22 protein-coding genes are annotated in these 22,607 nt (G+C 41.1%); 19 read left to right on the top strand and 3 right to left on the bottom strand.

What is annotated here, in order from left to right; translation table 11 throughout:
* Positions 1-179: 179 nt before the first annotated feature.
* The 3 genes from G8761_RS12555 to G8761_RS12565 all read right to left on the bottom strand — a co-directional run bounded on the left by G8761_RS12555 (position 180) and on the right by G8761_RS12565 (position 3,082).
* The gene (locus tag G8761_RS12555; RefSeq protein ID WP_166027138.1) at positions 180-410 is read right to left on the bottom strand and encodes a hypothetical protein; all 231 of its coding nucleotides are present in this window, start codon (positions 408-410) and stop codon (positions 180-182) included.
* 80 nt (positions 411-490) lie between these two features.
* Positions 491-2,482, bottom strand: coding sequence for an alpha-galactosidase (locus tag G8761_RS12560; RefSeq protein ID WP_166027140.1), 1,992 nt, complete (start codon positions 2,480-2,482; stop codon positions 491-493).
* A 441-nt stretch (positions 2,483-2,923) separates the two neighbouring features.
* The gene (locus tag G8761_RS12565; protein ID WP_166027142.1) at positions 2,924-3,082 is read right to left on the bottom strand and encodes a hypothetical protein; all 159 of its coding nucleotides are present in this window, start codon (positions 3,080-3,082) and stop codon (positions 2,924-2,926) included.
* A 220-nt stretch (positions 3,083-3,302) separates the two neighbouring features.
* On the opposite strand from G8761_RS12565, the gene G8761_RS12570 reads away from it, so the two are divergent.
* The 19 genes from G8761_RS12570 (at position 3,303) to G8761_RS12660 (ending at position 22,607) form a co-directional block, all read left to right on the top strand.
* Positions 3,303-3,863, top strand: coding sequence for a DEAD/DEAH box helicase family protein (locus G8761_RS12570; protein ID WP_166027144.1), 561 nt, complete (start codon positions 3,303-3,305; stop codon positions 3,861-3,863).
* 182 nt (positions 3,864-4,045) lie between these two features.
* Entirely contained in the window at positions 4,046-4,315 is a 270-nt protein-coding gene (locus G8761_RS12575) for a hypothetical protein (protein ID WP_166027146.1), read from the top strand.
* Positions 4,316-4,464: 149 nt separating this feature from the next.
* Positions 4,465-5,937, top strand: a complete 1,473-nt coding sequence (locus G8761_RS12580) for an amidase family protein (protein ID WP_166027148.1) — start codon at positions 4,465-4,467, stop codon at positions 5,935-5,937.
* A gap of 954 nt (positions 5,938-6,891) precedes the next feature.
* Positions 6,892-8,055 carry a YhfX family PLP-dependent enzyme gene (locus G8761_RS12585; protein WP_166027150.1) on the top strand — a complete coding sequence of 388 codons (1,164 nt, stop codon included), beginning with the start codon at positions 6,892-6,894 and terminating at the stop codon, positions 8,053-8,055.
* 5 nt (positions 8,056-8,060) lie between these two features.
* On the top strand, positions 8,061-9,275 hold the full coding sequence (locus tag G8761_RS12590; protein ID WP_166027152.1) for a phosphopentomutase: 1,215 nt from the start codon (positions 8,061-8,063) through the stop codon (positions 9,273-9,275).
* An 81-nt stretch (positions 9,276-9,356) separates the two neighbouring features.
* Entirely contained in the window at positions 9,357-10,283 is a 927-nt protein-coding gene (yhfZ, locus tag G8761_RS12595) for a GntR family transcriptional regulator YhfZ (RefSeq protein ID WP_166027154.1), read from the top strand.
* 151 nt (positions 10,284-10,434) lie between these two features.
* Positions 10,435-10,797 carry a PRD domain-containing protein gene (locus G8761_RS12600; RefSeq protein ID WP_166027156.1) on the top strand — a complete coding sequence of 121 codons (363 nt, stop codon included), beginning with the start codon at positions 10,435-10,437 and terminating at the stop codon, positions 10,795-10,797.
* A 2-nt stretch (positions 10,798-10,799) separates the two neighbouring features.
* A complete protein-coding gene (locus G8761_RS12605) occupies positions 10,800-11,168 on the top strand; it encodes a DUF2620 domain-containing protein (RefSeq protein WP_166027158.1) in 369 nt (122 codons plus the stop codon).
* A gap of 10 nt (positions 11,169-11,178) precedes the next feature.
* Positions 11,179-12,702, top strand: coding sequence for a YhfT family protein (locus tag G8761_RS12610; RefSeq protein ID WP_166027160.1), 1,524 nt, complete (start codon positions 11,179-11,181; stop codon positions 12,700-12,702).
* A gap of 67 nt (positions 12,703-12,769) precedes the next feature.
* Positions 12,770-13,678: a phosphotriesterase family protein gene (locus G8761_RS12615; RefSeq protein ID WP_166027162.1), complete on the top strand. Its 909-nt coding sequence runs from the start codon at positions 12,770-12,772 to the stop codon at positions 13,676-13,678.
* Between the two features lie 9 nt (positions 13,679-13,687).
* Positions 13,688-14,779 carry an aminotransferase class V-fold PLP-dependent enzyme gene (locus G8761_RS12620; protein ID WP_166027164.1) on the top strand — a complete coding sequence of 364 codons (1,092 nt, stop codon included), beginning with the start codon at positions 13,688-13,690 and terminating at the stop codon, positions 14,777-14,779.
* Positions 14,776-15,819, top strand: a complete 1,044-nt coding sequence (locus G8761_RS12625; protein WP_166027166.1) for an amidase family protein — start codon at positions 14,776-14,778, stop codon at positions 15,817-15,819. The genes G8761_RS12620 and G8761_RS12625 overlap by 4 nt, the downstream gene beginning before the upstream one ends.
* Positions 15,820-15,839: 20 nt before the next feature.
* A complete protein-coding gene (locus tag G8761_RS12630) occupies positions 15,840-16,598 on the top strand; it encodes an HAD-IIB family hydrolase (protein WP_166027168.1) in 759 nt (252 codons plus the stop codon).
* A 99-nt stretch (positions 16,599-16,697) separates the two neighbouring features.
* On the top strand, positions 16,698-17,525 hold the full coding sequence (locus G8761_RS12635; protein ID WP_166027170.1) for a histidinol-phosphatase: 828 nt from the start codon (positions 16,698-16,700) through the stop codon (positions 17,523-17,525).
* Positions 17,526-17,921: 396 nt separating this feature from the next.
* Positions 17,922-18,563, top strand: coding sequence for an amidase family protein (locus G8761_RS12640; RefSeq protein WP_338000950.1), 642 nt, complete (start codon positions 17,922-17,924; stop codon positions 18,561-18,563).
* Positions 18,564-18,677: 114 nt separating this feature from the next.
* Positions 18,678-19,442 (top strand): hydroxypyruvate isomerase family protein, encoded by a 765-nt coding sequence (locus tag G8761_RS12645; protein ID WP_166027172.1) that lies wholly within the window; start codon positions 18,678-18,680, stop codon positions 19,440-19,442.
* Positions 19,439-20,329 (top strand): NAD(P)-dependent oxidoreductase, encoded by an 891-nt coding sequence (locus tag G8761_RS12650; protein WP_166027174.1) that lies wholly within the window; start codon positions 19,439-19,441, stop codon positions 20,327-20,329. The genes G8761_RS12645 and G8761_RS12650 overlap by 4 nt, the downstream gene beginning before the upstream one ends.
* Positions 20,330-20,531: 202 nt before the next feature.
* Positions 20,532-21,224 (top strand): GntR family transcriptional regulator, encoded by a 693-nt coding sequence (locus G8761_RS12655; RefSeq protein ID WP_166027176.1) that lies wholly within the window; start codon positions 20,532-20,534, stop codon positions 21,222-21,224.
* Positions 21,225-21,293: 69 nt separating this feature from the next.
* The gene (locus G8761_RS12660; RefSeq protein WP_166027178.1) at positions 21,294-22,607 is read left to right on the top strand and encodes an FAD-binding oxidoreductase; all 1,314 of its coding nucleotides are present in this window, start codon (positions 21,294-21,296) and stop codon (positions 22,605-22,607) included.

A 22,607-nucleotide genomic window follows, 5' to 3' on the forward strand; every position in this document is an offset into this window, starting at 1 on the left:
AAGATAAAATTGATGGTTATATTACCATATTTATTTCTGTGTTCACCAAATAGAAACAACTTTTTAAAAGAAATGAGTTTTTACTATTAACATGTTGTTAAATCACCATTCATAAAGATAAAAACCGGATCTCTTAGTGTGTTCCGGTTTTTTGGATTTCTAATTAAATTATATTGATATTACTCACCGATATTGTTTTCAAACCATTCCTGAAGATCCTTTAATGACTCGAAACTAAAAATTTCTTCGCCTTTCCATCCATTATCCGAACCAACGTTACCTCTCAAAGTAATCTGCCCCTCATCACCTGAAATTAAAATGGCATATGGGTGGTTAATATTTATGTACCTTGCATCCAAATCTTTATCTATCCAATTTTTACTCCGCAAAAAATCTTCATAATGTTCCATTTGCATCCCTCCACTGCTTATTGTTCCAAATTATGCAAATAAAAAACAGGTACCGTCATTGTGAAAGGTACCTGTGTGAGTTAGGCCTGTATTGTGGGTTTATTATTGCGTCTGGAAATAATAAAGAGTGCCCCTGTAATTAAGATCAGGAGAATTCCTGCCGCTGGTATTGCCCTCACCATTATGGATGATTGTTTGTCTGAGTGACCTTCAATTGACTTTGCACTTTCTCCTACTGCGTTATGAGCAGTAACCATATAAGAATAATGGCCCCCATGTTGAAGAGTAGCTTTATGATCCACATAGTTAGGATCAGTGATGTTTGCTGCAATTTGCTTGTAGCCGCTGCTGATCCCTAAGCTGTTCACTTTTTTGCGATAGAGGGTATAAGAATTTGCACCGAATGACGGATTCCAGGTAAGTGTAATAGAATCTTTATTATTCCTATTTGCTAATACCCAGTCAGGGGCAGCTGGAGCTGTAGTCATTTCGGTATGGAAGGAATAAATTCCTATTAGCTTTTCTTTTCCATTTTTAAAGGAGGAAACCTTCCAATAGTATTGTTCATCATTTGCAAGATTTTTTAGCTTTGTCGACGTTGAAGATATAATTTGATCATAGATTACTTTTGAAAAATAAGGATCTTTCGCTGCCAGCACATGATAGTCTTCAGCACCTGTTTGAGCTTTCCACGTTAGAGAAACATGGGAAGGATTCACCTCTGTTTCACCGCTTTTAGGGGATACAATCAGGGATGAGGCTGGAACGACATGGATCATTCGTGATGCATGAGTGGCAAGTGTTGCGGTAAATCCTAATTCCATACTTCCTATATCTTTATGGCTCCACATATCACGAACGTCAGCTGAACCCTTAAAACCAAGTTCATCCCATGGAACAGATACTTTTTTAGTGGATGGACTAGTATTAAATAGACCGACATTGTAAGAACCATCCGGCAGGCTTTGATAAAAGACATGAGAGCTGGATGTGTTGTATAAGCTTTTTCCGGCTACTCCACTTTGATTGGCTTTAATTATTTCGTCATTCGTAAGCAGGCTGATACCGAAATCATCTAATTTGGTCATGTCGCTGCCAATAGCAAAATGAGATGCAGCAATGGCCCAAAGAGATACATGGGATCGTTTTTCGTCATCCGTCAGACCATCCTTGCTTCCGTTTGCAACATTGAGGGAGTCGAAATCGTTCCAGCCGCCCGGTCCAGCATGAGGCTGCCACTTAGCCGCGTGTTTAAACCGTCGGTAAACATGTTCCCAGTCTGTATTCGTTGGCTTTCCGTAGCTTTCTACATCATGATCTGTCCGCCAGCCATTGGATAAATCCTGCCAGTTAGAAACATTTTTGATATCCAAGTTGTTGGATAGCTCAACATGAATCGGTCTTCCTGTTTTCTTAAGTGCTTTTGCCCATGCCTCAATATCTTTAATATCCTGGTTGCGTACACCATCAATTTTCAAGTAATCCACTCCATAAGAAGCAAATAGCTTTGCCCAGGAATCAATATACTCCTGTGCCCCTGGCTTGGAAAAATCGATCGAATACATATTCTTAAAATTAAAATTTACCTTTTGTCCCTTGCTGAAATCTACGATATCCTTTGCGTGATAAGGTGTTCCCTCGATCGGCGTATTTTGGTCCACCGCAGCTTTTGGAATACCGAGGGTTACATAGGAGCCAAAATACAAGCCTTTATTATGAATATAGTCTCCAAGTGCTTTCATTCCGTGCGGGAATTTCTTAGGATCTACCACCCATCTGCCATACTTGTCGACGGTAGTGGTCCAATTGAGCATATAATAATCATCAAGATTCACATATTGATACCCGTGGGATTTAAATTTCTCAGCCAAAACATCTGCAGCTTCTTTAATGTTTTTTTCATTTGGGTTTTTACGAATGGAACTCCAGCTGCTCCAGCCCATAAAAGGGCGTTGTCCCAGTTCATTGTATGTCGAAGCTTGTACTTCTTTTGAAGTTAATATAGAAACGGAAAAAATTCCGGTTAGCGCAATTGAGCAGGATAAAATGGTTGAAATTATTTTTTTAATCATAAAAACCTCCTTATTAGGGGTGATGATTCGTAGGAATCGGAGGAAACGAAACAGATTCCGCTTACTTTTGCGATGGTTTTTAAGCTACTTATTTATATATCTATGATAATATAGAATGTTTTATATTTTTAAGGGACAATATATTCCATCTTATTTCCATGCTTTAAAAAGATGATTGTTTTCCATGGCTAAATAGAAAAAAGTGAAAAAATGCCGTTCTCTTTTGGAGTAGATGTATAGTAAAAAACAGATATAAGAACAAGTAAAAAAGCAGTGGATTTCACTAACGAAATCACACTGCTTTTAGCATTTTTATGTGTAAGGCTTTAGCTAGACATTTCACGGTCAATCAGTGTTTTTCAACCAACCATCCTTATAGGTTACTGGCATCTTTATCCAATCGAAAAGAGACGTAAATAAAAAGCTGCGCAGAGTAGTTTACTAATCGCGCATTGCTCCTGCCTCTCGGGAGGTCATTGACCCTTGTCCTTCGCTTATATCTTTTTGAATTTCTTGTTTTACTTTTTGTGCATTGGTTCCAACAACACCAGGTTTCATCATAGAATCTAAATTTTCTTTAGCATGTTGATCCTGTTGCATAACAGTCCTCCTCAATATATTGTTTAACCATCTTATTATTTTAAAAAATCACTCGGTATATCCCGAGGATTCGTGCTAATTTTAATTAAAGTAAAAGGGCATTAGTCCACGAAGGATTAAGCCTCTTTTTTGTTGGACTAAAGGAGCAGCATTGGCTTAAGAAGGGATTTATCATTTAATTATAGAAATAAGTAGAAAAAATTTATTTTAAGGAGAACTTATGAAATTAGTTCATGTATTTGGACCTCAAGCGGTTGGTAAAATGACAGTTGGGCAGGAATTAGCGAAAATAACGGATTTGAAACTTTTTCATAACCATATGACGATTGACTTGGTTAGTCATTTTTTTGATTACAGTACAAAAGAAGGAAAAAGATTAGTCCAATTATTTCGTCAGGAGATTTTTGAAGAGGTATCAAAGAGTAATTTGTATGGAATGATCTTCACTTATGTCTGGATGTTTGATATGGAATCGGATTGGAATTATGTTAAGCAGCTCTCCCAGCTTTTTGAGTCCGGAGGAGGCACTGTTTACTATGTAGAACTTGAGGCTGAATTAGAAGAGAGGCTGGAGAGAAATAAAAGTTCAAATAGACTTGAACACAAGCCTAAAAAAAGAGATATTGAATGGTCTGAAAATGATATAAAACGTACGATGGAGAAACATAGATTGAATTCTTTAGAAGGTGAAATTACATTTTCAAATTATATAAAGATTAACAATACAAGCTTGAGTGCAGTTGAAGTAGCTAAAATGATTAAAGATAGATTTCATTTATGATTTTTGAGTTGCCTGCAGATTATTCTTACCTGAGATGCAGCCAATACCAGTCATAATATTTTTATGTAAGGGCCGGTTGGTAATAAACCGGTCTTAAGTCATTCGCTTTTAATAAGTAACAAATTAAAATCAATGATTTTGGTTATATTAAAGTGAAAAATAAAAAGGTGGAAAGCTTGTTTATGGATAATTTGCAAACATTTCATTTTAAAATGGAGAATGACGAAGGTGAGTTAGTTGTAAAAGGAGAAATTAACGGAGAAGCTGAAATCCCGTTTCATGATGATCTAAAATTTAAAGCGATTATAGCTTTATTAAATTCTATTGATAAAAAAAACTTCAAAGATGCAGGGAATATTCATATATTTGACGATTACATAAGTGAAATAGAAGGAACCATCAATGAGTTAAAAGCACATGAACATTTTCAGGGAAAAAACAATCAGAGTTAGAAAAGGTGTCATCCCCACACGGGGGAGGCATCATTTTTATTTAGCTAATTTCACATCTTTTCTGATATCTTTCTAGTCCCGAAGGAGTTATAATTATCTAATAGTTTAAGAATAACTAAATATTTAAATAAGTTAGTGGAGGATAATAAATGAACTTACCTGCAGGGATTGGGACTTTACAGCTTGAAGAAGCCACGATTGCTCAAATTCATGAAGCTTTTAAAACAGGGAAGCTTACTTCAGTTCAACTAGTGCAAATGTATTTAGATAGAATTGAAGCATATGATAAGAACGGTCCGAAGATTAATTCCATTTTAGCAATTAATCCTGATGCTTTAAAAATAGCAGCGGAAATGGATGTAGCTCGTGGAAAGGAAGTACAAGGCCCTTTATTCGGAATTCCAGTACTTTTAAAAGATAATATTGAAACAAAAGATAATATGCCAACAACAGCTGGTACGATTGCTTTAAAAGATAACTATGCAAATGAGGATTCATGGGTTGCTAAAAAACTCCGCGAAGCGGGCGCTATTATTTTAGGAAAAGCGAACATGAGTGAATGGGCGTATTTTATGGCAGATGGCGCTCCAAGCGGATATAGCGGGCTTGGCGGACAGGTTTTATGCCCATATGGACCGGAGACGTTCGAAGCGGGAACGGTTGGCGGATCAAGTTCTGGATCAGGTGCAAGTATTGCCTCAAACTTTGCATCAGTCGCAATAGGCACTGAAACATCTGGATCTATTCTTAGCCCTGCTAGTGCTAACTCCATTGTTGGAATCAAGCCGACAGTCGGATTAATCAGCCGCTCTGGCATTATTCCGCTTTCAGAGAGCCAGGATACTGCGGGTCCAATGGCGAGAACTGTTTCAGATGCAGCCATTACACTGGGAGTTTTGACGGGTGTCGATCCTACAGATTCAATCACAGCAGAAAGTGAAGGAAAAGCACTTACAGATTATACAAAGTACCTTAATTTGGACGGCTTAAAGGGAGCCCGTATTGGGGTTGATTATAACTTTTTCTATGGAACAGATGAAGAAAAAGCGGAGCTAAAACAAATCATTCAGGAACAAATCGAAGTAATGAAATCACTGGGTGCAAGTGTTGAAGAGGTAACCATACCAAAACATGAATTATCAGCAGACGTTTTATTTTATGAATTTAAGCATAATGTAAATGACTACCTGAAAAAGACCCCGGAAACTGTAAAGGTTAAAACGCTTGAAGATGTGATTAAATTTAATGAAGAAGATCCGGATGTGAGAATGAAATTCGGACAGGCATTATTAGTAGAGTCACAGAATAAGAGTGAAAGTCTTGATGATCCAAACTACCATGAGCAGCGTGCGAACGATATTAAATATTCCAGGGAGCTTGGTATTGATCAGGTAATGGCGGAAAATAATCTCGATGCCCTTTTATTCGTAAATAACTTTGGTGCAGCATTACCGGCTAAAGCAGGTTATCCATCCATCACGGTTCCTGCAGGCTATACCAATTCGGGAATGCCGGTAGGAGTTACCTTCTCCGCAAAGGCATATAGCGAGCCAAAACTAATCGAACTTGCTTATTCCTATGAGCATCATACAAAAAAGCGCGCAGCACCAACCTTAAGGTAATTTTTTGTAAAATGAATCCCAAGGGGACAATCGAGACATTCGTCTCTATTTGTCTCCTTTTTCTTAAAGGAAAGGCTTTGTTAAACTCCCTCAGTTTAATTCGACTTTCTCCCGAATACTCGCTTTCCGCGGGCGGGCGGTGACCCTCCTCCTCGTACACATGTCTGTGGGTCCAGTAACCACCTTGAATTTGTGAATAAGGAGGGTATAATCCTATAGGAAATCTCAATAAAATTAAAAAGGGGTTCGGAATAAATCATTCCGAACCCCTTTTTTCGACAAACTGAAATGACCATAATAGGGCATTATTTGAAAAACAAATAATATTCGAATGCATTCTTACATATCTCATTTCATTCTTATACCTTATTTTAAGATTCTTCAAGGAAATTGACTAAAGTCTATTCTGCAATGTAAAAAAGGATAAAGTTGCATTTAGGATAGTTAAATGGTAAAAAATAGAATTTCAGGCCATGGACTAAATTGATTTTTGTAATTCGGAGGTAGCTTCCGGTATCATCTCAACTTGCTGTAAATATCAACTAATCAAAATTTAAAACATCATTTTCTATTACAACTGGTATGTAGTAGGGACGTTAATTTTATCCTGTGATTTTTCACATCTAAGATTCTACAAGCAAATTACTAAGTCCAATAGATTACTGTTTGAGCCAAGTAACTAAAATAGATATGAAATTAAATCAATTTTAAATCAGCTTGGACCAACTCTGAATTATACATCTAGGTTAATAAATCTAGGTTAATAAATACATATGGGCATTTCTGTTTTATTAATACACTTCAAAATGAATAGCTAATAATATATTATGATATTTTTTAAAAATATATTTGAAAGCGTAATCATAAAATGGTAATATAATTGATGAATATACAAAATATTGTACTTTGTATTTTGGAGATAAAAAACTTGCAGTCTATTAAGGAGGTGAAGAAATGTTTCTAGATCTCACTTTGAGAAGAAATGCTAAGCTGATTGATTACTCCATCTATCTTCATCAAGCGGGATTGATTGAGCCTGACACGTATGTCATAGATTTGGATACTATAATTGAAAATGGCCGCTTGATGCTAGCAGAGGCAAATAGGCAAAATATAGATTTATTAGTCATGTCCAAACAATACGGGAGAAATCCATTTGTGACTGCCGAATTGATGAAAGAAGGCTTCAAAGGGACGGTTGCTGTCGATTTCAGAGAAGCCAAGGTTTTATACGAAAATGGCATTCCTCTTACACATATTGGCCATCTTGTCCAGATACCTTCACATTTGGTACCAGCATTTGTTGAAATGAACCCGGAGTTTATCACTGTTTACAGTACTCAAAAAGCGAAGGAAATTAATGAAGCATGCAGGAAGCTTGGGAAGAAGCAGAAGATTTTCCTCCGGCTCGTAAATGAAGGCGATATTTTGTACCCGGCTCAATATGGAGGATTTTATTTAAAAGATTTGCAGTCTGTTGTACCTGAGATTCTTAAACTATCGAATTTAATTATTGATGGGGTTACAACATTTCCATGTTTTCTTTATGAAAAATCTAAAGGGGAAATCGTGGCAACTCCTAATGCTGAAACACTCCGAAAGGGGAAAGAAATTCTCAAGGAGCGCTTCGGTATCGACATCACGCATATGAACATGCCTTCTTCTACCTGTACTCATCTCATTGAGATGATAAAAGAAAATGGAGGCACCCAGGGCGAACCGGGACACGGGTTAATGGGGACGACCCCGATGCATGCAGTCAAGGATTTGGCCGAACGGCCGGCAATGGTATATGTCAGCGAAATTTCACATACGATTGACGGACAGAGTTACTGCTATGGCGGGGGTCATTATCGCCGTTCCCATATGGAAAATGCGCTGGTTGGAAAAAAACTTGATTCTGCTGTAAAGGTTAGCGTGGAAATGCCAGATACGGAAAGTATCGACTATTATATCGGCCTCAACAAAGAGCTGCCGGTTGGCGATACCGTCGTCATGTCATTCCGTTCACAGGTATTTGTGACACGGAGCAATGTTGGAGTTGTCAAAGGTCTTGCAGGCGGGACACCAGAGCTTGTAGGTATTTTTGACAGCCAGGGAAAAGAGACAGGAAGGTGATTTAAATGGGTAGATTTGTTGTTGTCGTCCTTGACAGCTTTGGTGTCGGTGCGATGGATGATGTACCTGAGGTGCGCCCAAGGGATATCGGCGCCAATACCTGCAGACATATTATAGAAGCCAAGCCTGATTTGGAACTGCCCACTTTGGAAAAATTGGGTCTAATAAATGCGCTTGGCAAAGAAATAGGCAAATTCAAGTTTTCCGAAACTGCCGTTTACGGAATATCTGACCTTATGCACGAAGGTGGGGATACTTTTTTGGGGCACCAGGAAATCATGGGTACCATTCCAAAAAGACCGCTCATTCAGCCTTTCAATGATGTCATTGACGAGGTGTATGCAGCGCTGGTTGAAAAAGGCTATGACGTACAGTTTATTGGGAACAATGCCAAACTGCTGCTTGTTAACGACTGTGTGACTGTCGGGGATAATCTCGAAACTGATCCGGGCAGGGTATACAATGTTACAGGCTGCCTCGATTTAATCGATTTCAACAGCATTAAGGCTATCGGCAGAGTTGTAAGAAGTGTTGTCAAAATTTCCCGAGTAATTGCTTTCGGAGGTGAGGACGTTACAAAAGAAGACCTAATTGCTGCTATAAGGGAAAATGAAGGAAAATACATAGGCGTCGACGCGCCTAAGTCTGGCGTTTATAAAAAGGGGTACCAGGTCATCCACCTTGGCTATGGCATTGACCCCCAGGTACAGGTACCTACCATCCTTGGTAAAATGGGCATACCGGTTGCATTGATCGGAAAGGTTGCCGACATTGTTGAGAACGATTATGGCACAAGCATTGCCGGTGTTGAATCGGCATGGCTTTTTGAACAAACAATCGAACAGATTCAGAAAATGGAAAACGGCTATGTTTGCCTTAACATCCAGGAAACAGATCTTGCTGGCCACGCCGAAGATGTAGAACGCTATGCGGACCGCCTGAAAGTGTCGGATGCCTATCTTGCAAAATTGATTGAAAAGCTGTCTGAAGAAGATATTTTAGTCATCATGGCGGACCATGGCAATGATCCGACAATCGGCCATAGCAACCATACCCGTGAGCGGGTACCCCTGCTGATTTACAAAAAGGGGGAGTCTACTAAATATATAGGCCATCGGAAGACGATGTCCGATGTCGGGGCAACAGCGGTGGATTATTTTGCTGCTCCAAAAACGGAAAACGGGTCATCCTTTCTTCAATTGTTAAATTTAGAAAAATAACATTGTAAACCCTTTCTTTCATCGGTTATAATAATCGTAAAATACAAAATACAGATTATTGTACAAATAGGGGTTGTTTATGTGAACGATATTATTGAACAGCTGTTCACGAAAAATGGTGCGTCTATCATCCGTATTGCCAAAACGCTCTTATCCTTTTCTCCGGGTGAACGCATACCAAATGTATCCCATTTAGCGGAGGAATTTGGCACTGGCAGGGGAACCATCCAGCAGGCTTTAAAGAGATTGGAAGAATTAGAGCTGGTGAAGTTGGAATCGCGAGGTCACCAGGGGACATATTTAACCGAAATAGACATGCTGAGGACCTGGGAAATGGTGTCCATGTATGGAATGACAGCGCTTATGCCGCTCCCTTACTCTAAAAGGTATGAAGGACTAGCGACAGGACTTCGGCAGGTTCTTGAAAAAGCAGGGCTTCGGTTGAGCCTCGCCTATATGAGGGGAGCCAACAATCGGATCGATAACTTGCTCACAGACCGATATGATTTTGTCATCATCTCGCGGTATGCAGCTGAGCAAGCCATCAAGGAAGGGGAGCCGATTTCCATCGTGATGAATTTTGGGACGGAAACCTATGTATCCGGCCATAGCCTCGTCTTTCGGGACAAGGAAAAAGATCAGATTGAGGATGGTTTCAAAATTGGCCTCGACTTTGAATCGATTGACCAAAAGACGCTGACGGAAAAAATATGTGAGGGAAAAAATGTACAGTTCATTCCTATCCCATACTCGCAATTGTTGAACCGGCTGCAGGCCGGAGAAATTGATGCCTGTGTCTTTAACCGGGATGAGGTGGAAGACCGGTATACTACCTTCAAACTGGTTCCAATCTCCTTTGTCGAAAGGAACAGCAACACAGAAGCTGTCATCGTAACAAAGGTGGATGATGAGAAGGTCTTCCGTAACCTGTTTTCACTGGTAGACTCAGAGCAGATTCTCCAGATTCAGAAAGAAGTTATCGATGGAACCAGGTATCCAAGCTATTAGAGCTATTCTAAGTGCTGAATCCTGAAAATATTATATACTAGCTTTCTTTGTTTTTAGTTGAATGGTGCGGATATGAGTGCCTGAAGCGAAGAGCAATAACCTTAATCCAACTTTTAAAGGAGGTGAAACCTGGTATTAGGCTAGGTGAGAAATGAGCAACCAGGTAACTATGGATCAGAATTTAGCGGAACGTTTAGATTTGCTGCATGATACGAATCAAATCAGCGATGTGATTTTTTCCAAGGTTCCTTTGCTGCTTAAAAGAGTAGAGGATGAATTCGGAATCAAATTAGACGAAGAAAATGGCGGTGCCTTTATTACCCACCTTTGCATCGCGCTTCAACGGATCGAAAATGGTGAAAGCATTCAGGGAACACCTGAAGGGCTTCAGTTTTTGGCTGAAAAATATCCCGATCTGTTCTCGTTTGCTAAAAACCTTCTGGAAACAGACGAAGAAGCTGAAATTCTATATATCACACTTTATTTATGCACATTAACTGGAAAAGGGGAATGAACATGCTAAGAATTGTCGTTGCAGGACTCAAAAAAGACCAAACCGAACGCGCCGTTAAACAAGCAGGAGGTGACAAAGTAACTGTCACTGCTACATCAGATTTCGATGCCGCGAAAAAAGTGAAGGCCGGCCAGGCCGATTATTATCTTGGCGCCTGCAATAGCGGCGGAGGAGCTGCTCTTTCCATCGCCATCGGGATCCTTGGGTATTCCAACTGTTCTACCGTTGCGAAAAACGGTGGAAAACCTGATGCCCAAACAATCGATAAATTGGTACAGGATGGGAAAATCGCTTTTGGTATGTCTGTGGAGAATATTGAAACCGCTACACCGATGATTATACAGAGTCTATTGAAGAAACATACTCTATAGGGGTGTTATAATGGAAAAATTAAACTTTTTGCAGGATTTATCCGCACTTCAGATTATTGTAGTCATGCTGCTTACCGCATGTACCGCATTGGCTGCACACCTGGGAAGATCGGTATTCCACGATGGAATCCGGCCAATCATGCCTGAGTTCTTGGAAGGCAGAATGAAAAGGTCTGAACTTGCATCTATTGCATTCGGTCTAAGTATTGGTTTCATTGTATCGGTTGGATTATCTTTTGCATTGTCTTTCCAATTACTTAATCCATGGCTGCTTTTCCTCCCTACCGATATCCTTGGGGTTATCGTAGGTTCATGGTGGCTGGCAGCAGGCCTGGGGGCTGTATGGGGCGTGGTCGTTATCTTCGGCCTGAGTGCTGTTAATACAGCATTCACCTCACTTCCGGTCGATTTGCTTGGTGCCCTAGGTGAATTATCCACACCTGTACTTATTGGATTCACTGCATTCCCAATTATCGCAATTCTTTCTCAATTTGGTAAAGTCCGTGCGTTGATTGCTGCTATTACTGCTCTTATCGTACGTCAATTATTACCGCTTATCGCAGGGACTTTTTCCGATAAGGCAACAAATGCTCTTGAAAAAGCAAGAGAGCTGGCAAATGTCACTTTCCCTAAAAAGGCTGATTTTGCAGCCAAAATTACTTCATTGTCTGATGCTGCAAAAGGAAATTCGCAAATTCAAGATTATATAACGACAGCAACAACGAATAACTCACTTGCCAATACAATTGGCGGATTTACCATGCAGGTTGCTGTATTGATGCTGGTCGGCATGATTTTTCTTATCTCCTTCTCTGTAGCGCAGGACCGTAGGCTAAAGAAGGAGCAAGGGGCTGCATATGAAAATGATACGGAAGAAGAAAATATTTTTGACGTCCGGACCAAACGTATTTCCAAAGCATTGCCGCTTCTGATGGTAATCGGGGCACTGATGGCAATGGCATGTAATCTTGGTATCTTCACAGGATCTGACGTTGCTGGTCCAATTTTGCAAAAAGCTTGGGCATCAACAGGCCAGGAACGGACTGATTTACTTCATAGCGCAGCTATCGCAGATACTATTCGCGGCTTGAGCTTCATTCCTTTAATCGCGACTACTGCCCTAGCAACAGGTGTATACGGAGTCGTAGGTTTGACATTTGTATTCCCAATCGGCTATTTGTCACCAAATCCTGTTGTCGCAGCAATCCTTGGCGCCATCTGGTTCGGCCTTGAAGTTCTTGCCCTGCGCGGAATCGGCCGTTTTCTTCAGCGTTACCCATCTTTAAGGGAATCGAGTGAGCATATCCGTTCATCGATGAACACCATGATGGAGCTTGCACTCTTCATTGGAGGCGCTTTCGCTGCGATGAAAATGGCACCGGAAGCCTTTGGCTTGTCACTGACTGTGTATGTCCTGCTTTATGCAGCAAACGAAGGAATGGGACGCCCAATCATGAAACTTGCAGCCGGCCCAGTAGCAATAATCCTGACAGGTGTTCTATTGAACTTATTAAAGCTGATTCACTTAATTTAATTGTTTAACAGTTTAGGAAGGTAGGAGGCCAAGTGCTTCCTACCTTTACAAATAGGAGGCAGCAAACATGAAAATTCACAGTGTAGCAGGAGAAGTAGCAGTCGAACAGGTCCAGAAAACAATGATTCATGAGCATCTGGTTTTCGACCTTTCCGGTGTCCGCAATGATACCGATTCAATTTTGGAAAACAACGATGCTCTTAACCTCGAGATTGAGAAACTAAAAGTAAATGGGTGCAACACATTGATAGAAGTATCAAACATGGGAATGGGACGCGATGCCCAGTCCTTATACGACATTTCCCAAGCGTTCAATCTTGTCATTGTCGCCTCGACGGGCTGGTATAAGGAATCTTTTTATCCGGACTATGTCTTTACGACTAGCAAAGAAGACCTTGCAGCCAAAATGATCAGTGACCTGACCGTGGGGATGGATGGGACGAGCATAAAGGCAGGCCTCATTTCCGAGATTGGCAGCAGCTTGAATGAAATAACGCCGACGGAATACAAAGTGTTCGAGGCAGCGATTCAAGCCCAGAAAGAAACTGGAGCACCCCTTAGCACACATACGGAAATCGGCACTATGGGCAAGGAACAACTGGCGATTTTTAAAAACCATAATGTCAATTTAAAGAAGATTTCCTTTGGACACCAGGATTTAAACCTGAATTTTGAAGAGCAATGTCTGATACTAGACAGCGGGGCCTATATGCAGTTTGATACAGTCGGCAAGAACCGCTACCGGAAAGATGAAGACCGCGCCGACAATCTGGTCGCGCTTCTAAATAAGGGATATGAAGATCAATTAATGCTTTCCTGTGACATTACCCGCCGCTCCCATTTGCTTTCCAACAATGGGTACGGGTACTCACATTTGTTTACGGTATTTGTTCCGATGCTGAAAGAACGCGGCGTTTCTGATGAAGTAATTGAAAAAATGCTTGTATTGAATCCAAGGAAATTTCTAGCATACTAGGAGGTTATCATGTTTAAACTGTCCACATTACCCAATATGTCGATGGAACAGGCAATCGAGGCGCAATTCAGCTTAACTGAAGCTATGGCCCATTTTTTCGGAGGAGAAGAGTCTTTGTCAGCCGGCGATTATGGAGTCAAGAACAATAAAGCCCCTCAACGCACGCAAAAAGTTGAACAGGTACTGGCCCGTTTCTTCGGTACAGAAGATTGCGCGCTTGTTAGGGGTTCGGGCACAGGCGGGATCCGCCTTGCGCTGACCAGTTATTTGGAGTCCGGGGATAAAGTGATGGTGCATGATGCCCCGATTTATACGACAACAAAGGAAACGTTTAGGATGCTTGGTCTGAAGCCGGTGTTTGTTGATTATCATAACTTGGATGCGGTCCGGCAAAATTTGTCGGAAGTGAAGGTTGTCTACATCCAGCACTCCTTCCAGCAAATTAAGGACAGTTACCGGATAAAAGACGTGATCGACACCGTCAAAAGTGAAAAAGCGGATATGCCTATCCTCGTTGATGATAACTATACCGTTTTTAAAACACCAAAAATCGGTGTCCACTTTGGTGCAGATATCTCAACTTTCTCAGGTTTTAAAGTACTTGGACCTGAAGGAATTGGGGTTGTCGTTGGCAAGAAGGAAGGAATAGAGGTGATTAAGCAGCGCAACTATTCAGGCGGGGGCCAGGTTCAGGGCCCTGAAGCAATGGAACTGTTGCGCGCGCTTGTCCATGCCCCTGTCCTGATTGCCATACAGGGTGAAGAAGTGAAGAAAATTGCTGACCGCCTGAACGGGGGCGAACTGGATGGTGTTGAATGGGCGCAATTGTCCAATTCACAGTCACGCAACGTCATCGTTAAACTGAAGGATCCAATCGCCTATGACGTGTTAGAGCATGCCGATGAACTTGGCGGTGCAATCCATCCAGTCGGTGCAGAATCGAAATACGAGATCCTTCCAATGATTTATCGGGTATCGGGGGCATTCCTCGAAAGCGCCCCTGACTCGGCACCGTATCTTCTCCGTATCAATCCTATGAGGAGCGGCGCCGACCTGACGATTGACATCATCAAGAAAGCCATTGAAAAGGCAAAGCAATGAATAGCCTACAGGAATTAGCCCGGATTGCTAAGGCATATGCCAAAGCAATCCGGAAAAAGGATAGTGTCGTTTTTGTTAATGATGAATGTGTGGATCAAGCACTGGAGTGGCTCGAGCGGGATTTTAGAGATTTAGTGATGCTTGGGATTAAGGATACCGATCAGATTCCCCATTCGCTCCTGGCAAAATTGCGGAAGGTTCCGCGAATTGTCTGGATGAGTGTTGATAAGATGGCTGCACATGGCAGGGCGATAGATGTTGAGCTCGCCAATCCGGTTACCGGAAAGACGATGACAGGTTCATCAAGCGGAAGTGTCGTTAATATTTTGCATGGCATAACGGATGCAGCGGTGGCGACAGACGGTGGGGGCTCTATTTTAGCTCCAGCCCTGAGTGCCGGCCTTGTCGGTATTAATGGAAAAGGAATGGGAATGCATGGCCAGGATGTAAAAGTGTCGACAGATGGATTTGAATTCAGCCCGGGGATAGGCGTGCTCGGCCGGGACTTTGAAACAGCTTTGTTTGTTTTTGAATCGATGTTGGGTACTTCGGCTGGCAGCTTGACGATGCCTATTAGGGCAGCCCTTTCTAAAAATGCTTTGGAACGTATTCCCGGACCAATTAAAAATCAATTCACCGAAATAGTTACTTTTGAACTGAAGGAATACAGCAGCCGGAACAAAGGAATCGAATTCCTGGATAGTCTTTTCAAAAATTATGTAAATCTTGTTATTTCTTATGAAGGTCCCGTCGACCAACGTGGATTGGGTGATTCCATTATTGGAGGAAATGAACAGGATGCGAGCGGGAAGTATCTTTTGAAGTGTGGAAATATTGTCAACGCAACTTCAATTGCGATTCCTTCAGCCGAAACTGGCTGCGGATTTATCATTCAAACCCCGAAAGGGATCGAAAACGGGATAATGGCGCTCACTACTTCCTTGGAATTGTCAAAATCGGTAGGCCCAACTGATATTTATAAGGAATATTTCCGGAAAATGGCCTATGAACAGCATAAAGGATTTTTGCAGAATATATAAAAGCAACTGGGGTGATGTAAATGTATAAAATGGTGTTTTTGGATATTGACGGAACAATCTTGTCACCAGAAGGAGTACTGAACCCATATTTAATCGACACTGTCAGGGACCTGATGAATGCAGACATTAAGGTGGGGCTTGCAACAGGGCGCTCCCTTGAAGGAGCCAAACTGTATGGGGATTTATTAGGGTGTGTTACATACGTTGTTTACAATGGCGGCCTCGTAATCGATGGGGGTCAGGCGATTTTTGAAAACCGGATTCCTTCGGAGATAGCCCATTATGCCTGTAAGACGACGGAAAAACTTGGCGGTACTTATCTTCATTATCTGGGCAGCGAATCGTACTCCAACCAGCCCCGGCTTGATACAGAATACCTTTTACCATTTGCCGCAAAAACCGGTATAGAGGATACGAACAGAGATGCACACCGTCTTGCATTATTTCTGGAAGAGAAAGTGAGGCAGCTCCTAATGAAGGAGCTTTCTGATGTGAGCTGTTATGATGAAGGCGACCGGCTCGAAGTGTTTCACAAAGGTTCCAAGTGGACGGGAATTGTTCCCGTCATAAAGAAATACGGGATCACTCCTGAGGAAGTTATAACAATCGGCAACAGCTTCAACGACCTCGGGATGATTGAAAATGCCGGCATGGGGATTGCTGTTGGCAGTGCACCGGATGAAGTGAAGTCCAGGGCTAAACTGGCGTTGGCTGGTACCGGAGAAGAGGAAATCGTACAGGTGTTGAGGAAGTTGACAATTAAGGCCTGCCCCCGTTAAGGGGCCTTATTCTATGAAAGGATATCCCTTCTGGGCACGTTTTCTATATCACTATGTTAGACTGTATATAGTTAATAAGACTAGAGAGGAGAAGTATTTATGAACGGTTCAAATCCTTCTGTACTATTCGATCTACATACACATCACGACCGCTGCGGCCATGCCCGCGGCAAGATACAGCACTATATTGATGCTGCCATCGAAAAGGGCATGACAGCCATCGGTATTTCCGATCACTCTCCTTACTTCGCTGAGGTAGAGGACAGGCCTTTTCCCCATATAACAATGGGAAAGAGTGAATTTTCAAGTTATGTGGAAGAAGTCCTTCAGTTAAAAAAGCAATACGCTGGGAAAATAGACGTATTATTGGGAGTTGAATCTGACTTCTTTCCCCAACACTTGAAAGAATACAAAAGCTTCTATGACAAGTATCCGTTTGATTATATTATCGGTTCTGTTCATTTTGTTGAGGATGTCAGTATTTTTAAGAAAGGTCGATGGGATGGACTTTCAACAACCGAAAAAATGCGGGTTAAAGAAGCCTATTATTCATTAATTGAACAATCGGCCAGAAGCGGCCTGTTCCAGATTCTGGGTCATATCGACGCTATGAAGGGATACTACCCGTCTTTTTCATCCATAGAGACTGATGCTATTGAAAAAACGCTAAAAATCATCGGTGAGCAGGATGTCGCCATTGAAATTAACACCTCAGGCAAAACAAAGGATTCAGGTGGCTGGTATCCTGCTGATGAAATATTAGAAGTGGCCAAGCATTACGGAGTCAAAGTAACATTCGGATCTGATGCTCATGACCCGCACAGGGTAGGAGATGATTTCGAGTTTGTCCAAAAACGACTCAAGGAGATTGGATTTACCGAATGGGTTTATTTTAAAGAAAAGAAGAGGATATCAGTACCCCTTTAACGAAAGGTTTAAGGACCCGCTAGGTTTTATTGGCTTAGCGGGTCTTTTTTATCTCTCAATGTTTCCTTTCGTCTACCCCCTGATTTCTCTCCGTTACATCTATTGAAAAATAATGTATAGGTAATATTACTATTGAAGGAAAAATTCAATACTCGAATCGCAAGGAAAATAGCTTTCAGAAAGAGGACCTTTTATAATGTAATAAAAACCTGTTGGAATTGATGGGTTGAGAAGGTGCTATTTGTTGGTTACTCCAAGAGATCAGATTTTAGCGAAAATTAACAATGGAGTCTAACATCTTTTTTCAAAATCCTACATACCCAATCACAGCTGAAAGTGAAGGAAAAGCCCTGACTGACTATACAAGCAATTTAAAAGCTTGACGGCTTAGAAGTTGTGCGTATTGGGGTTGATTACAGCTTTTTCTATGGATCAGATGAAGAAAAGGCTGAACTGAAACAAATCATTCTAGAACAAATTGAAGTAATGAAATCACTGGGTGCAAGTGTTGAAGAGGTAACCATCCCAAATCATGAACTAACAGCTGACGTTTTATTTTATAAATTTAAGCATTATGTAAATGACTACCTGAAAAAGACTCCGGAAACAGTAAAGGTTAAAACGCTTGAAGATGTGATTAAATTTAATGAAGAAGATCCGGATGTGAGAATGAAATTTGGACAGGCATTTTTAGTAGAGTCACAGAATAAGAGTGAAAGCCTGGATGATTCAAAATACCATGAGCAGCGTGCGAACGATATTAAATGTTCCAGGGAGCTTAGTATTGATCAGGTAATGGCGGAAAATAATCTCGATGCCCTTTTATTCGTAAATAACTTTGGTGCAGCACTACCTGCTAAAGCAGGTTATCCTTCCATCACGGTTCCTGCAGGCTATACTAATTCCGGAATGCCGGTAGGAGTTACCTTCTCCGCGAAGGCATATAGCGAACCAAAACTAATCGAACTTGCTTATTCCTATGAGCAGCATACAAAAAAGCGCGTAGCACCAAAATTTAGGAAAATTTTTGGAAAATGAATCCCAAGGGGACAAACGAGACATTCGTCTTTATTTGTCTCCTTTTTTTTAAAAGGAATACGAAAATTTTAGTCGAACTCTTTTTTTATAAGTTTTCGAGGGGTGGAGGTTAAATTGAAGAAATTTGCGGTGAATCTTTCAACTGTTTTTATAGAAGTCCCTTTTTTAGAACGTTTTAAGAAAGCAAGGGAATGTGGTTTTTCCTTTGTTGAATGTCAGTTTCCCTATTCGTATTCAATAGAGAATATTCAGCAGGAGCTTGAACAGAATCAATTATTGATGGTGCTGTTGAATTTACCTCCTGGGAATTGGGAAAAGGGAGACCGCGGGATTGCAGCAGACCCTAATAGAGTAGAAGAATTTAGAAAGTCAGTAATGGAAGGTATCAAGTATGCCACCGCACTGAATGTTTCAAAGATTCACTGCATGGCTGGTATCGTGGATAGTGATGCAGCAAGAAAGGTTTATATAGATAATCTTCGCTATGCCGGTTCGGAAATGGCCAAGCATGGACTGACGGTCTTAATTGAGCCTATTAACCAATTTGATATGCCGGGTTATTTTCTAAGTGATCTATATCAGGCTGCAGAGATTCTAAAGGCGGTTAACCTCCCTAATGTAAAGCTTCAATTTGATTTCTATCATGTGGAAAGAATCCACGGAAATTCTCTTTCACTTTATAAACAATTCGCTGAGCAAGTTGATCATGTTCAAATTGCTGACGTTCCAGGCCGCCACGAGCCGGGTACTGGGGAAATGGATTATCAAAAAATCATTCATTATTTGAATAATACGTACAATGGTCAAATTGGACTTGAATATACTCCAAGCGGAAAAAGCGAAGAAAGTTTTGAATGGATTTGGGAGGAATTAAAATGAATATCGGATTCATTGGTATAGGTGTCATGGGGTCTAGAATGGTAAAAAGACTTCTGGATCATGGATATCAAGTACATATATATAACCGTAGCAAGGAGAAAGCAAGGGCACTTGAAGAACACGGAGCAAAATTGTCCGAAACGATTTCAACGCTTGCTTCGGTCAGTGATATCATTTGCACATGCTTATCTATGCCGGAGGATGTTTTGAATGTTTATCTGGGGGACTCGGGAATTATTGCAAATGCTCTTCCTGGTGCCATTTGTATCGACCTTACATCCGTAGGAGCGGATACAAGCAAAACAATCTTCGGGCAAGGCGAAGAAAAAGGAATCTCTTACCTCGATTCTCCGGTTAGCGGTGGGCCTGAAGGAGCAGAAATGGGGACCTTGACCATTATGGTTGGAGGCGAGAAGCTGGCTTTTGAAAAGGTTTTGCCTGTTCTGAGTGTTCTTGGAAAAACCATTGAATATCTTGGTCCGTCCGGATCTGGAAGCATTGCCAAGCTTATTAATCAATATCTTGTTGCGGTACATTCACTTGCTGCTTCAGAAGCAATGGTAACGGGTGCAGCATATGGCCTTGATTCCGAACAGCTATATAATATTTTAAAAGTGAGCTATGGGAACAGCCGGATTTTAGAGAGGCATATGGAGCAATATGTTTTTGAACGCCAATTTCAGCCTGGCGGGGCTGTAAAATATGTCCACAAAGATGTGCGATTGGCAAATCAGCTTTTACAAGAGGCAGGTATCAAACAATTTACAGGCCAAATGGCAGAAGAGGCATTTCGAAATGCTTCTGAGCAAGGTCTATCTGATTTAGATATGGCGGCAGTCATCCAGCCTCTTGAAGAACAATGCGGTGTGGTTGTGAAGAAAAAATAATATTTAAGGGATGAAATCAAATGGGTTTCATCCTTTTTTTCTCATACTTAAGTAATATTTTCTTTGAAAATAGATGATTCAATTTTCATAAATAAGATTTTATTCTGAATATTATTTGAATTTTATTTTTAATCATGCTTTAATAAATGTAAGCGATTTAACTTATCAGATATGTGATGTCTGAAAGGAAGGGGGTAGATGTGTGCAGGTAAAGAAAATCATAACGAAGAAGGTGTCGGATTCAGTTGTTGAGCAGATTGAAGAAATGATTAAATCCGGTACATTTCAGGCGGGAGAAAAGCTTCCCTCTGTCAGAGAACTTTGCGAGTTGTTCGGTGTTGGCCGTTCTGCTGTCCGGGATGCCATTACAACCTTAAAAGGTAAAGGTGTGGTGGATGTAAAGCAGGGAGAAGGAACCTATATTCTTGGATTTGATTCAACTAAGCTGTTCAGTAATCATCTATTGCTGCCCCGACCTCAGGATATCAGTGAGCTTTTTCAAGTCAGAAAGATTTTGGAGGCTGAAATTGCAGAAATGGCCGCTATACATCGGACTGTGGCTGATCTGCAATACATGGAGAAAATTTTTTCTAATCAATCCATTAAGAGCTGGGAATCAGACTATCACTTACATACAGCAATTACTAAAGCAGCCGGTAATGAGATTATTATCCAGCTAATGCAATTTATTTCGACAACCATGAAGAACGCCATGATCGATTTTCATCATTATATTGAGAAACATCCAGCTATTGCTCAATTGATAGAAATGCAGCATATCGGAATCTATGAATCTATAAAGTTAGGGATACCTGAGAAAGCGAAACAAAGGATGATTGAGCACTTAAATTTTGTAGAAAAAGAGCTTTTAAAAAGTCAAACGGCTGTTAATTGAAAAAACGTATTTTTTTGCAAAATAAAAGAAACGTTGTTGCGTATTACGCAACAACAGGAGGTGCTGGTATTGATAACTGCAGAACTTTTATCAGAGGTAAAAGCCCTTATTCAAGAGGACCGGATAGTTGAAGGAGAGAATGATCATCTGCTGGGGAATAACGGGCTAGTGAAGGTTTACCCTCAAACAGAGGAAGAGATTTCAGCGATTCTTAAATACGCCAACGAAAATGGTAAAAAGGTTTTTGTTGAGGGGAACGGAACGAAAAGAGGATTTGGAGGTTTGAGCGAGTCCGCGGATATTTTGCTTTCCCTGGCTGACTATAAGGGCATTGTGGAACATGTGGTGGGCGACATGACGTTAACCGTAAAAGCTGGAACCAATTTTAAGAAATTGCAGGATTATCTGGCGGAGCATAAACAAAAGATTTCCCTTGATCCTTTCCATCCGGAGGCTGCTACGATCGGCGGAATTGTTTCATCCAATGACAGCGGGCCAAAGCGGCTCGGCTATGGTTCATCCCGAGACGTGGTAATCGGCTTAAGAATTGTTTATCCTGATGGCAAAGTGATCCGGTCCGGCGGGAGAGTCGTCAAAAATGTGGCAGGCTACGATATGAACAAATTATTTATAGGCTCCATGGGGACACTGGGTGTTTTTTCTGAAGTAACGGTAAAGCTTCGACCGCTCCCAAAATATGAGAGTCTCATTTTATTATTTTTCCCCCAAGGAAATATGGAGGAAATCAAGGCGTTTGCACAAAAGCTCCTTGATTCAACGATGGAGCCAGTTACTCTTGAACTGTTAAGTCCTGCATTGTCAGAGGGTCTGACTGGTCAGAGCTGTTATACCTTAGCAATTGGACTTGAGGATGTTGAAACGTCTGTACAATATCAGGAGAATTTTATCAAAAGCATTCAGCCGGAGAATACGAATATGAAAATCCTCACACTAACTGACGCTCAAGCCTTTTGGAACCAATTTTACTCTCTTCATTCCTTGGAAAGCGAAAGCCTTATAACTTCTGCTTCTTTAAAAATCGGTGTGGTAAACATGGATGTAACTCAAGTAATGAAAGAAAGTCAGTTGTTAGGTGATTCTCATCATTTAGAAGTCCAGGCTCATGGCGGATTAGGTCACGGCTTATGCCAGGTCAACCTTAAAGGCTCAAAGGAGGATGTCGTTTCAGCCATCCAGCAAATGAGAGAAACGGTTGCAGGTCTTGGCGGGTATGTTGTTATCAAACATTTGCCATTTGCATTGAGGCAGGAAGTAGACACCTGGGGTCCGAAGCCGGCACATTTCTTCCTATTAGAAGGAATCAAATCAAAGGTTGATCCAAACAAAGTTCTTAACCCTAAACGATTTGTGGGAGGGATTTAA

It is taken from the genome of Neobacillus terrae (assembly GCF_011393025.1).
Lineage (GTDB): Bacteria > Bacillota > Bacilli > Bacillales > Cytobacillaceae > Neobacillus_A > Neobacillus_A terrae.